Raw genomic sequence first — 12,714 nt, forward strand, 5'->3', positions numbered from 1 at the left:
GCGTCACTTCGAAAGCCACTCCTGCATGAGCTTGCGCGTGGCCTCGTCGTTCGGCTGCTTGCCGAAGGGCGACGGGCCGTTTCCGAAGCTCAGGTCCTTCCAGCTGTCCTTGCTCTTGTTTGGAGTGTGGCAGTTCGGACAAACGGTGCCGGTCTGCTGCTGCACCGTCGGGAACGTGTTCGTGTTGGAAGCCGGCGGCTTGTAGTTCGGCGGATTGGGATGCGCTTGCGCCGGCGGACGCGCGGGGGCGGGTGGCGGCGCAGGCGCTTGGACAGGCGCCGCCTTCTGATCGATGAGCTCCAGGATCTTCTGCCAGCGGTTCACGGACGCGATGAACTTGTTGGGATCGCTCTGGTCCAGTCCGGCCATCCGGCCAAGGACGTAGTAGCGGAGTTCATCCAGCGGCAGCTTGCGCGCCTTGGCGGTGGCGATCAGATCCTCGATCGACGGGGTCTCGAGCGGAATCTCGCTGACCAGCAGGCGCACCATCGTGAAGTGACGTCCGCCGCCGCTGAACTGCTGGAACGTATCGCTCAGCTCGGGGTCGAGCTGCTGGAACGTGAAGCCGACGCCGGTCAGATCGATGATTGGCGATGAATCGCTGACGGTCGGCTCGACTGCGGCGGGATTGGCTTCGATGGTCGAGATCACCGCGCTGCTCATGAAGACGCGCGCGTAGAGCGTCTGCTCCGGGCTGCTCAGCATCATCTTCAGAACGGTGTCGGCGCTGTCGTCGATGACCTTCTGCGCCTTCGCCTGGTTGCGATCGATCTGCGCCGCGGCGATCTTCCGATCGACCCGGGCTTTGAGGTAGGAGCTGAGCAAGCCGATGCCGATCGACAGGGCGGTCGTGCCGACGCCGATGCCGATGCTCTTGAAGCGCGCGCGCGTGCCACCACCACCGCCGCTGCCGCCGCTAGCGGGCGTTTCGGCGAGGTCCGCATTGCCGGTCGGATGCACGGGCGCATGGCTGACCAGGTCGACCTTCGACAGCGTTCCGGACGTCTCGAAGCTGGCGCGGATGCACCCCGAACAGGCCGGATAGGGCTCGAAGACGGTTTGTCCGTTGACCTGACGAACGCGGATGGTCGAGAAACGGATGGTGCCCTTGGCCCCTTTCGGCAGCCGGGCGATGATGTCCTCGAAGATCTTCATCTCCGCATCGTTGACATGCTGAAACGGGAAGTCGCGCCGCGGGCCCGAGCCGGCGATGCTGCGCGTGCCCGACAAGGTGCGGCTACTCGGACTGCTGGCGTGATACACCGCGGCTCCCTGGCCCAGCGCATCGGAGTCCGCGCCGCTGATAGCGCGCATTTCCTTCGGGCCTGTGTAACCCTCGATGTCGATGATCGCGGCTCCAATGACCTTGGTCGTTTTCGGTACGGGTCCGCCCGCGCGCAGGATCTGGTCGAGCCGCGCCTGGGCGGCGGGACCTCCTTCCTCGATGACCTGCAGACGGGCATCCAGCGGTGGGTCCGGCTGGCGTTGCAGCACCGCCCCCCGACGGCCCTGCTGCACGACATGGGTCAGCTCATGGGCGAGCAGCCGGCGGCCGGCGGGCGATTGCGGTGCATAATGGCCGCCGCCGAACACGACGTTGCGGCCGACCGTGTAGGCCTGGGCGCCAACCGCACGCGCCGAGGCCGCGGCTTGTGCATCGGTGTGGACACGAACACCTTCGAAGCTCTGGCCGAAGCGCGGCTCCATATCGGCGCGCGTCGCAGCGTCGAGCGGGGTGCCGGACGAACGCAGGACGTCATGTACGACCGGCGGCGCCATCGCTGCGGGCGAGGCCGCGAGACCGCCGTGCGCTTCCTTGCGCTGCATCAGATCCTTGCGGCAGTCGGGGCAGGTGCCGCCGCAGGCGCATTGGCGTTGCACGCGCGGCGCAACTGCGGAGACCGCGCCAAGCGATGCCGGACTTGCGTAGCTCGCAGGCACCGGACCATCGACGACCCGGCGCGCCATCGCATCGGCTTCGCGCTCGAACGGATCGTCGACCGGGCCGATCTCGAGCCGCGGCTGCAGCATCGCGGTCGCGGGGAAGGCAAGGGGCGGATTCAGAGCTACGCCGCGGTTCGGTCGCACGGCCTGGTTCTGCCGCTGATAGGGCGAGGCGTGCGTTGCCGTCTGCTTCATGCCACCCTCCCTTCCTTGATCATCTCGGTGCGGATCGCGGCGACGAGGTCGTCGCGGCCGATCGGGCGGGCGGCGGAGCTCTGCGCCGACGCATCGGCATGGATGCGCACCGCCGAGAAGTCTTTGCCGAACTTCTCTTCCATCCGCGTGCGTGGCATGGGCTGGCCGGGGCTTCGCAGCACGTCACTGACAGCATCGGGCAACCCGAGCGGCGGCGCGCCTGTTCCGAACCGCTGCAGGCTGGTGCGCTTGCCAGCGCAGCGAGAACATGTCTCGCCCGTTTCCTCGCATGCGCAGGTCCGCTGCAGCGTCACCGGCCGGGCCGCCCGAGCGACGGGCGCTGCCTTCACGGCCATGGCGCGTTGCGCGCTCATCGCGTCGGCACCCGTATGATGGGATCGCCGGACGCGTCGATCTGATCACGCGAACGCATCACCAAATCCAGCGCTTCCTCGTGCGAGCGGCCGGCAGCGCGGAGTGCGAAATAAGCTTTGACATCCTCGTAATAAGGCGAGGGCGTGACTGATGTGCCCTCACCACTCGACTTGATCTGCACTTCGCCAATGTTCGGTTCGTGCGTTTCGCCATGCATCGCCCGGTTGAGGTTGCGCTGGGTCGCGGAAGCGGCGCCATGTTGTGCCTCGGTGAAGCCGGGGACGTTCTGCCTGATGGCAATTGCCGGATTGTGGTTGGGATTGCCCTTGGCGGAGACCGTACCTCGCGGCGACATGCTGGCCGACTGATGAACATGATGTCCCGCCACTGCATCCGGGCCGTTCCTGTATGGACCGGTCTGAAGCGGCGGCAGCGGGTTCTCGACCTTGGGTCCGATGGGAGTACGCAACGGTGGGGTGGACGGCGCTGCCGGCTTGCCGAGCTTCGCCGCCTGCTTCCTATTCTGAAGTTCGGCAGTCTCCCTCTCGATACGCTTTGCGAAATCGGGATCGGTCTTGCCGAGCGCGGCCTCCTGCCGGGCTGCTATCCTGCGCATTGCGTCGAGCCGTTCCGCCTCTCGAGCCAATGCATCGCCCGGACGGCCTTTGGGGGTTTCGGGACCGGGGCGACTGGCCGCCGACGTTCCGCTTCCCTCTTCTGGCGACCGCTGTGCATTGTTGCGCGCCGCCTCGCAAGCGCGGATGAGGCTGGCCGCTTCGTCCGCCGCGCGCTGCGGGTTGGTCTGGCGCAACCCCTGAACCTCGTCGTTCCATTGTTTCAGATCGGGATTGTCGGCCAGTTCGTTCTTGTACTCGACCTGGATGACCGGACACGGCGTGGGGCTGCACCGACCGACGCCCTCGGGCGTGACGACCGCATCATGCCCGTTGTCCGCCGGCTTGCGCGCCGTCGCCCGGTTCGGCTCGATGGCCGCGGCGGTCTCGTCGAGCTTTGGCGGCGAAGTGGTGGCGGTTGCGGTCGTTTTTGCGGGGAGCGGCTCCTCGCCGCGTGGACGCGTGATGGGCTTTGTCTCTACCTCGGTCGGCGCGGGCGTTTTTTCCGGCCGCGAGACGACCTTCGTTTGAAACGGCTCTTCGGCATGCGGAAGAATTCCGGGTGCTTTCGTCTCCGTCCGAGCGGCAGCAGAGGTCTTTCCGGCGGGCAGCCTGGCAGTCGGCGCTTCGCCTGCCGGCCCATGCAGGCTCGCACGAAACGCGTTGCCCACCGAAGGGCCCTTCCTGCCGATCGACCCGGCATGGCCTGTCGCCAACGTGGCGCCTTGGCCGATCAGCGATGCATCTTCCTTCGACACACCAAGCGATGTCGCGAGCTTCTCCGCGCCCATGCCGACCAGCGGGGCGATGGCTTGCGCCGTCGTCATCTTCGCCGGATTGCCCATGCCGGCGGCCGTCTCGACGAGCCCGCCGATGCCTTCCGCAATTTCGTCGTTCACCCCGAGCGCCTTGGCGCTGTACTCGGCGCCCTTGCCGGCGATGCCGGGGGCGAACGCGGCGATCGGATCGCCACCGCCGGCAATCATCGCGATGACGACCTTCGCGGAGAAATTGGCGACCCCGGCGGCCGCATCGATTATCTTGTAGCCCTTGCGCAGTTCGTCGGAATAGGCGTTGCGGTACTCGAAGAACGCCTTCACCACTCCCTCGGACGTGTGCCTCTCCTTCTGGTACTGCTTCGAGAATGTTTCGAACGTCTGCGGATTGGAGGTGCCGGCGCGGCGTGTGACTTCTGCCTCGGTCGCCAGATCGTGCATGACGATGACCTCGTTGCCGATGATCTCGCCCTGGTCTTCCGCGCCGACGCCTTGCACCATGGCGACCTCGCCGTCGATGACGACGGGCGTCACGCCGTAGCGATTCTGCATCGCCGCGCGATAGATCTTCTGCGCGTCCTCCACGCCGACATCCTGTTCGCGGCCGTAGGAATAGCTCCGCTCGTCCGCTTTCACGGGAACATTGTCGATGGTGGTGCCTTCGCTGACATACGCATAATCGCCCTGGCGATAGCCCATCGACAGAAGGTCGGGGTCGTCCAGATAGGGGCCGTCGGTGTTGGCATTTGTCGGCTCCTGCGCATCCGATTTCGCGTTGCGCTGGAGACCGCGGCCGGCCCCGCCCGCGACCTGTACGGCTCCGTTCGCCGCGACCGTCTCGCCCGCCCGCCGCGCTTCAGTCTCAAGCCGGGGATCGGGATCGATGCCTGCCGCTACGCCGCCGCGCGACTGCTGCACGACATGCGCAAGCTCGTGGCCGAGCAGCCGCTGGCCCGCTGTGCTGGCAGGGTCCGGCGCGGCGCTGCCGAACACGATATCCCGGCCAACCGTGTAGGCACGCGCTTTGACCGCCGCGGCGGAGTTCTGCGCCGACGCATCGGCATGGATGCGCACGGCCGAGAAATCCTGGCCGAACTTCTCTTCCATCCGCGTGCGCTGCGCGGGCGGCATGGGCTGGCCGGGGCTTCGCAGCACGTCGCCGACCGCACCGGGCAGCCCGAGCGGCGGCGCGCCTGTTCCGAACCGCTGCAGGCCGGTGCGCTTGCCGGCGCAGCGAGAACATGCCTCGCCCGTTTCCTCGCAAGCGCAGGTCCGCTGCAGCGTCACCGGCGCGGCCGCCCCAGACGGGAAGGCGAGGGGCGGATTCAGAGCGAAACCTCGGTTCGGTCGCACGGCCTGGCTCTGCCGCGCATGGGGCGAGGCGTGCGTTGCCGTGTGCTTCATGCCGCCCTCCCTTCCTTGATCATCTCGGTCCGGATCGCGGCGACGAGGTCGTCGCGGCCGATCGGGCGCTCGTTGTCCTTGAGCGACTGCAGCGAGGCGAGCCGGATCACGTTCATGATCGAGCCGCCCGACAGCGTGTAGTCGCGGGCGATCTTCGACAGGTCGAGATCACCAGCGAACTGCGCCTTCGGCGAGAAGCCCTGGCGCCACAGCTGCTCGCGCTCCTCGGGACGCGGTAGCGGGAAGTAGATCACGGATTCGAAGCGCCGGGCGAAGGCGTCATCGATGTTGTCGCGCAGGTTGGAGGCGAGGATCGCGATGCCGTCGAAACTCTCGATCCGCTGCAGCAGGAACGCGATCTCCTGGTTGGCGTAGCGGTCATGCGCATCGCGCGTCTCGCTGCGCTTGCCGAACAGCGCGTCGGCCTCGTCGAACAGCAGGATCCAGTTGCGTCCCTCCGCCTGGTTGAAGACGGCGGCGAGGTTCTTCTCGGTCTCGCCGATGAATTTCGACACCACCATCGAGAGGTCGACGCGATAGACGTGGCGTCCGGTCGATTTGCCGAGCAGGCAGGCCGTCATCGTCTTGCCGGTGCCGGGCGGACCGTAGAACAGGCTGCGATAGCCGGGACGCAGCTTGGCGGCCATGCGCCAGTCGTGCATCAGCGTGGGGCCGTGCGCGATCCACGATTCGATCTGGCCGAGACCCTGGCGGGTCGCCGGATGCAGCACGAGATCGCTCCAGTCGAGCCCGGTCTCGACGAGTTGCGCCGGGAAATGGGCGCCGAAGCTCGGCCGCCGCTGCTCGCCGCGGGTGAACAGCGATAGTGCGTCTTCGGACAGAGTGAGCCGCGCCTTCATCGGCGGCTCGTCGCCACCGGACGCCGCCCGCAACAGGCCGCGCCGTGCGAACGGATGATCGGGCTCGAACAGCGCCTGCAGCCTGAAGCGCACGGCGAGATCGGTGCCGCCGATGATGAAGGCCAGCGTCTCGCCGGTCGGCCAGAAGTCGCCGTCGGCCTCCCTGCGCACGCCGCCGAATTCGGTGAAGCGGCGGTCGAAGGTCTGGTTGCGGGTGAAGAAGACATCGAGGATCTGCGGCCGCAGATGCGGCGCCAGCGCCAGCACCAGCGCGACCCGCTCGGCGAAGTCGCATTTGAGCTCACGCAGGAACGTCGCATAGGGGGAGGACGAACGCGACAGATCGGACGGCTCGGGCGGCGCCACGGGCTCGGTGCCCTCCAGATTGAAATAGAGCTTGAAGCGGGCATCGATCAGTTGCGCGAGCCAGTTCAGCTCGCCGTCGAGATCCGTTGCGTTCTGCTCCAGCGCGCTCACCATTCCACCCGCATTGCCGCCTGCATCCATGGCAATCGCAGCCACTGCAGGGTCCAGGGAATCCGTTTCAGCAGCACGTCGGCACTACGACCCTCCAGTCGCAGCAGCCACGCGCCGTCGCGCGTGCCGAGCATGCCCGGTCGCATCAGGAAGGTCTCACGCAGGCCCGCATGCGAGATCGTGCCGAGACACGTCGCATGCGCGATCGCAGCGTCCAGCAGTTGCGCGGCCTCGGCGCTCTCCACATCGCTCACCGGATCCGCGGTCTCGCAGGGATCGAACGGCGGCATCCCGCACAGCACTTTCGGCAGCAGCAGCGCAAATTCCGGCGCGTCGCGCTCGCCGGTCGCGAGATGATGCAGCAGCAGCACGGCGCGCTGTTGCGCGGCCAGGCTCGCGAAGCCCGTCTCCTTGTCGTCGAGCAGGCCGCGGCGCGCGAAGAAGCGCGGCAGGAACGGCCAGAGCAGGCAGACGCCGGCCGTCACGACGGCATGGGAGTCCTCGGTGGCCGCGATCGGCTCCGGTTGCTGTCGTGCCGGAGCATGCCGCGCGAGCCGCGCCCGCAGGCGATCGGCCTCGGCCGATGTCATCAGGGCGGCTGTGAACAGCGGCTGCAGCATGGCCGAAATGGCGTCATCGCGCGCTCGGCCTGACGCAGTCTGCGCGAGCCGTTCGAACGCGGCAGACCACGCGCTGTGCGCGGAGTCGGGCAGGCGCGCCGTCAATGGCGCGAGCTCCGCATGCAAGGCCGCGAGCGCAGGATCTGACACTGAAAGACCAGGTTCACGGCGACGCGCCGCGTCGGCTGGGGCGAGGTCGGAATATGCGGCTGTCAACGCGGCGAGGCGGGCTGCGACATCCCGCGATGGTGGTCGTGCCGAGGCCGCTGCCGTGCAGGCGACCAGCAGTGACGCCAGGGGCACGCCGGCCGCGCCGGCCGTCGCCGTCAACGCCGTCTCGATGAGGTCCGACCGTGCGCCGGCGCAGGCCGCCTGGAGCAGTCCGCGCCAGACGACGAGGCGTCTTTGCCGCGGCGTCAGATCAGCAATCGACGTGCTCTCCAGCAGCGTTGCGAGTTCGCGCAGGACAGCCGCGCGATCGGGCGCCAGCGCGGCGGCGATTTTCTCGAGCGACTGATCCGAGAGATGCCCGATCAGCCGGTTCATCGCGGTCGGATCCGAGACGAAGCCTCGCAGGCTGTGGGTGAGGTTGGCCGGGGATCTTTGCAACGCGGCGTCCGCCGCGCGGTCCAGGAGGTCGCGTCCGCGGCCGTCGCACCACCACGGCAATGTGCCCGTCGTCACGAAGTGGCTGATCACGAGCAGCGCTGCCGCGTCGGCGTCGGGTTTCATCCGGCCACTTCGCGCCGACGTTCCCGACGGGTCGCCGCCGGAACGCCGTAGCGCAGCCGATTGCAGCACCGCGGCCGGAAGCTTCGCGGCGATCCGCGCCGGCAGCTCTCGCTGCAGCGAGGCCAGATCGAGCCGTCCGAGGTCCAGCTCGAGCCGGTCGAGGCGCACGATCTCGGCATGCGGGGTCATTTCATCGAACATCCGTTCCAGAAGCGGTGTCACCGCGTTGCGGATCAGATCCGAGACGACGGAGCTGATGCGCTCGGCCGTCGCAGCGCTGGCAACGGTTACCTCGACGATCTGGCGGTGGATGGCGTGGCGCTGCGGCATGGCGGTCGACCAACAGGTCAGTTGAGGGTGACGGTGGCCGTCGCGGCGAGCGTCGCCGTTGCGGCAGGTGGATTGAGGCGCGTGGCGGTGATGGAGAAGGTCGTGGTCGCATTGATCGGATTGGTGATGAACACGAGCGTGCCGCCCGTGCCCTGCTGGGCCGCGCCGACCGGCGCGCCTGCGGCCACGAGCTGATAGCTGATCTCGATCTGGGTCTTGTCGACCAGGATCTTGGTACGATTGCCGGCCGCAACGGCGCTGTCGCCGGCGCGGACGGGGCATGACGGATCGGGACGGACGGCAACCGGGAATCTGATCCGCCGGCGCACCGGAATGGGCGCCTTGCTCGTCGCCGACAGCACCAGCATGGTGTCGTTGGCAATGGCTGCCGAGGCGAAATCGAGGGTCTGTCCGTTGCCGTCGCGCGCCGCGCCGATGGCGACGTCGTCCGGGCTGGCTTCCTGCGCCAGCGCGTAGCTGTCGCTCGCCGCGCTGGCCTGCACCGTGACATGGGCGATACCGCCGCGGTCGATCAGGCCTGCGGTCAATTGCGCCGGCTGAATGGCCGCGATCACCACCGGCGTTGGAAGATCGATGCCGATGCGGCTTTGCGCCACCATCGCGGCGACGGTCCAGGACGTGCCGACCGGGACCGCGCCCGTCTGGACCACCGGAGGCAGCGGCGGCTGGCCATCGCGCGTCACGGCGAAGTCGACCTCCAGCTCGATCTGGCCGATGCCCTTGTTGGCGCTGGGATCGTCCGGACTGCGCTGATGGACATAGGCCGGCAGGATGTTCGGAACGGGGGGCGTGGTTCTCGGCGTGTAGTAGACGCCGGGCTGACCGCCGGCGATCGTCATCGCCCCGTCGGTCGCCGCTCCCGCAAGCGTCACGGTCGCGCTGAGGCCCGGCTTGGGATTGGGCCGCACCAGCACGGCGATCATCCGGCGCAGCCAGGTCCAGGAGCTGAAGGAGATCGTTCCCGTCGTATGAGCCTTGCGCGCGGCAATGGCGATGATGCTGTCGGCGGTGGCTTGCGGCAACGTCAGCCGCAGATCGGCATTGGCGCCGGCCTGCCAATCCGCGCCGATGGTGAAGCCTTGCGGGACGCCGCTCGGATCCGCCGCATCGAGCGACGGCAGGCGTATCATGGCGTCAGGCTGCCCCGGCACCGGCACCGCGAGCAGTCCGGGACCGGGCGGCACGCCTTGCGCGAACGCCGCGTCAGCGATGCGCAGCATGACGGCGCGATAGTCGACGCCGCCCTGGGCCGCGCCGAGCTTGATCTTCGGGGCGGCCTGGAAGTCGACGATCGCGCCCGGCTCCGGCGTCGGCACGAGATCCGGATTGGCCTTGACGTAGACGCGCAGCCGGATCGCGAGGACGTTGGTCTGCGGCGGACGCGCCAACGCCGCATCGAAGATCTTGGTGGCGCGGATCCGGAGCTCGGTGTCGGCCTGCAGCGGCTTGCCCGGCAGCTCGATCGGTCCGCCGGTGCCGCGAACGGTCTGGTTGCCCACCGATACGATGTCGTCCTGCGCCGCCGCCGCCATGTCGTCGGGATGCGCCGGATCGCCGTTGGGAAAACGCACGAGCCTGTAGTCGACACCATCCTGGCTCGATGGGATCCGCACCGTGACGGCCGCGTTGTAGTCCACGATGCGCGGTGACGGTCCGTCCTCGGGCAACAGGATCGCCGCCAGCGAGAGATCGAGGCCGACCTTGACGCCGGCCGTCGCCAGCAGATCCGCCTCGCGCCCGCTCGGTGCGCGCGCGTGAATCGTGAAGGTGATGTCGTCGCGGATCGCCTGGCTCGTCAACGGCACCGTGTCTCCCGTGCCCTTGACGACCGCGCTGACGGCGTCGCCGTTCTGGTTGCGCAGCCCGTATGCGACGCCCTTTTCGCTGCTCTCGACCTTGATCGTGGCGGTGTCGTTGAACGCGACCGTCAGCCGCTCGTTGGGCACCGGCAGGTCGCGGACCGGATAGGTCTCGCCGAGCTGGAGCGCGTCGAGCATGCGATTGCGCGCCTCGCGCAGGCGCAGCACCGTCGTCGTGCTCGTGGTCGCGCCGCTCATGCCGGTGGCTCCGATGGGCCGCCGCCGGCCTTGGAGCCGAGGCGGTCGGCGAGGCGATGATGCTGCAGCGCCAGCAGCAGATCGTCATAGGTGGCGGCGAAGGCGGCGAAAGGATCGGGGTCCAGCCAGAGCAGATAGGCGGTGAGATGCGCCGGCGTCTCCTCGCGCATGATGCGCTGGATCATGGTCCCGAGCTGCGCGTAGCGCGACGGGAACACGAAGGTGAGTTGCGCCGTCCACGGATCGTTGCGCGGGGCCGCGGCAAGCAGCGGCAAGGCGTTGATCTCGTCCTCCGGCAAGGCGCGCAGCAGGATGTGCTCGACGAGCAGGAAGCGCGTGTCCGGATCCGCGGGCCAGCCGAGCCTCAGGCGCACCCGGTCGATCAGCGCCGACGACGATCCGGGCGAGAGATAGTCGATGCCGGTGCCGCGTGCCGATCCGAGATGCGGCATGCCGCGCAGGAATTCGCGCTTGGCCTGCAGCAGCCGCGTGGTCGCTGCGTCGGCATCGAGGGGCGTGGACGTTCCGGACAGTTGCGGATCGTCGGTCACCGTCTCGGCGAACCGGCCGAGCAGATGATTCAGTAACCGGTTTCGCCGCTGCAGGGCTTGCGTCGAGCCTTCCGGTTCGACCAGCTCGGCGAGCTTTTGCTGGCCGAAGCCGGGTTGAAGCACCGGATCGTGATCAGGATCCGCGCCGACGAGCTGACCGGCATAGGTACGCGGCGAGCTGTCATCGATGCGGAACAGCGAGGCGACATGAGCGAGCTGGGCGAACTCGTTTGCAAGCAGCTGGTCCAGAACCGTCAGGTAGCCGCGGAGCTGATTGGCCTGCGCCTTGCGGCTGTCGTCGGCGGAGTCGGGCAGCGCGCCGGCGCCGACGCCGTAGAGCCGCGGCAGCTCCGTCTCGAGCGGCAGATAATGCGCGACATCACGGGCCTGTCCGGGCCGCGGGATGAGGTCGCGGTCGGTCGTAGCAAGCGGTGGATACAGCTGTCCCGTGCGCGCGCGCACGGCAGAGGCGCGGATCGCGCCGGCGGTGTCGACCACGACCGGCTGCCGATCCTTGACGAGCTCGATCTGGCTGGCCGTGAGGTCGAGACGTGCGGCACCCGTTTCGTCCAGCGTCAGCGACCACGGCTCGCCGACGGAATCGCCGGCGCGTGCAAGGCGGATCCAGCGGATCGCGCGCACGCCCGGCACGCTCATGATCTCGCGGATCACGTCGGATGTGTGCAACGCGACGCGCCGCTCGGCTGCGGGAAGCGTCGAGGTATCGACGAAGCCGCGTTCGAGCGGCGGACCGTCGAAAATCTCATCGGTGCTCGCGCCACCCGCCAGGGCCTGGTCCAGTCGCAGGAAGCCGACCGACGGCGAGATCAGCGCGCTGACCCGCTCGATGATGCCGAGCAGAACGTCGGCGCCATTCTCGGTCTCGCCGATCTCGACGGAGGCAAGCACGGCGACCGGCATCGGATCGAGCATGACGATGTCGTCGAAATCCTCGCACAGCGGCCGGTTGGCGTGCAGCCGCTCCGCGACCGCGCGCCGCAGTGCCGAGGCGTCGATGTCCTGCAGATCGGATTTCTCCACCAGCACGCGCCAGAGGCCGCGGGGCACTACGGCCTCGGTGTTCGCCGCCGGTGTCGGATCGCGGTCGAACGAGATGGTCTTTGCGGCAGGATCATAGCGGAGCGGAGGCGACGTGCCATCCGCTTTGATGATCCAGGCATTCTTCACGCCGGGAACGTCGAGCACGACGCGTCTGAGATCATCGGACGTGACCGCGTTGCAGGTCAGTGCCTGCGCCGGCGTGAACAGGCTGGTCTCGGTCTGCGCGCCGGCCTCCGCGAGCAGATCAGGGATCGGATGGAAGGTGCGGTAGCCGAGATCGCTCAGCGCATAGCACATCGCCTCCAGCAGGGTGATGCCGGGATCATGCGCGTTGAAGTCGGTCCACTGCTCGCCGGCGACGCGTTCCAGCTCGGACATGCCCTGCCGCAGCAACGTGGCGTAGTCGAGGAGCGGATGCTCCGGCGGGCCGGTGGAAATGGAGATGGCGTCCATCGCCGTCAGCCCCCGCCGTTCTCGCCGAGCTCCTCGGACAGCACCTGGATGGCTCCGGAAATGCGCAGCAGCGTCTCGCGCAGATCGCGCACGCGCGCTTCGGCCTGCACCAGCTGCGCCTGGCCGTTGGCGAACTCCTCGCGCAATTGGCTCAGGCGTTCCTTGAGGCGCGTTTCCATGCTCGATCGCTCCGTCTCGGGCTGACCCTCAGCTGATTGGTTTGTCGTACCGACGACGAACATG

At 68.0% G+C, this 12,714-nt stretch carries 8 protein-coding genes; all 8 read right to left on the bottom strand.

Features of this window, described 5'->3' with window-relative positions; translation table 11 throughout:
* Window positions 1-3: 3 nt before the first annotated feature.
* From LQG66_RS02185 to LQG66_RS02220, 8 genes are read right to left on the bottom strand one after another with little or no spacing between them, the layout of a single operon-like run.
* Complete coding sequence (locus LQG66_RS02185; RefSeq protein ID WP_231322942.1) at window positions 4-2,139, bottom strand: eCIS core domain-containing protein; 2,136 nt, start codon at window positions 2,137-2,139, stop codon at window positions 4-6.
* Window positions 2,136-2,513 carry an eCIS core domain-containing protein gene (locus tag LQG66_RS02190; RefSeq protein ID WP_231322944.1) on the bottom strand — a complete coding sequence of 126 codons (378 nt, stop codon included), beginning with the start codon at window positions 2,511-2,513 and terminating at the stop codon, window positions 2,136-2,138. The genes LQG66_RS02185 and LQG66_RS02190 overlap by 4 nt, the downstream gene beginning before the upstream one ends.
* Complete coding sequence (locus LQG66_RS02195) at window positions 2,510-5,308, bottom strand: eCIS core domain-containing protein (RefSeq protein ID WP_231322946.1); 2,799 nt, start codon at window positions 5,306-5,308, stop codon at window positions 2,510-2,512. Before LQG66_RS02195 ends, LQG66_RS02190 begins: the two co-directional genes overlap by 4 nt.
* Complete coding sequence (locus LQG66_RS02200) at window positions 5,305-6,690, bottom strand: ATP-binding protein (RefSeq protein ID WP_231322948.1); 1,386 nt, start codon at window positions 6,688-6,690, stop codon at window positions 5,305-5,307. Before LQG66_RS02200 ends, LQG66_RS02195 begins: the two co-directional genes overlap by 4 nt.
* Window positions 6,642-8,327, bottom strand: coding sequence for a contractile injection system tape measure protein (locus LQG66_RS02205; protein WP_231322950.1), 1,686 nt, complete (start codon window positions 8,325-8,327; stop codon window positions 6,642-6,644). Before LQG66_RS02205 ends, LQG66_RS02200 begins: the two co-directional genes overlap by 49 nt.
* 17 nt (window positions 8,328-8,344) lie before the next feature.
* Window positions 8,345-10,405 carry a hypothetical protein gene (locus LQG66_RS02210; protein ID WP_231322952.1) on the bottom strand — a complete coding sequence of 687 codons (2,061 nt, stop codon included), beginning with the start codon at window positions 10,403-10,405 and terminating at the stop codon, window positions 8,345-8,347.
* Window positions 10,402-12,471, bottom strand: coding sequence for a hypothetical protein (locus tag LQG66_RS02215; protein ID WP_231322954.1), 2,070 nt, complete (start codon window positions 12,469-12,471; stop codon window positions 10,402-10,404). The genes LQG66_RS02210 and LQG66_RS02215 overlap by 4 nt, the downstream gene beginning before the upstream one ends.
* Window positions 12,472-12,476: 5 nt before the next feature.
* A complete protein-coding gene (locus LQG66_RS02220) occupies window positions 12,477-12,713 on the bottom strand; it encodes a hypothetical protein (RefSeq protein ID WP_231322956.1) in 237 nt (78 codons plus the stop codon).
* Window position 12,714 lies beyond the last annotated feature (1 nt).

It is taken from the genome of Bradyrhizobium ontarionense (assembly GCF_021088345.1).
In the GTDB taxonomy this organism is placed as follows: domain Bacteria; phylum Pseudomonadota; class Alphaproteobacteria; order Rhizobiales; family Xanthobacteraceae; genus Bradyrhizobium; species Bradyrhizobium ontarionense.

Coding starts and splice junctions, on each gene's coding strand:
- LQG66_RS02185 (WP_231322942.1), bottom strand. CDS start 2,139: ATGAAGCAGACGGCAACGCACGCCTCGCCCTATCAGCGGCAGAACCAG.
- LQG66_RS02190 (WP_231322944.1), bottom strand. CDS start 2,513: ATGAGCGCGCAACGCGCCATGGCCGTGAAGGCAGCGCCCGTCGCTCGG.
- LQG66_RS02195 (WP_231322946.1), bottom strand. CDS start 5,308: ATGAAGCACACGGCAACGCACGCCTCGCCCCATGCGCGGCAGAGCCAG.
- LQG66_RS02205 (WP_231322950.1), bottom strand. CDS start 8,327: ATGCCGCAGCGCCACGCCATCCACCGCCAGATCGTCGAGGTAACCGTT.
- LQG66_RS02210 (WP_231322952.1), bottom strand. CDS start 10,405: ATGAGCGGCGCGACCACGAGCACGACGACGGTGCTGCGCCTGCGCGAG.
- LQG66_RS02215 (WP_231322954.1), bottom strand. CDS start 12,471: ATGGACGCCATCTCCATTTCCACCGGCCCGCCGGAGCATCCGCTCCTC.
- LQG66_RS02220 (WP_231322956.1), bottom strand. CDS start 12,713: ATGTTCGTCGTCGGTACGACAAACCAATCAGCTGAGGGTCAGCCCGAG.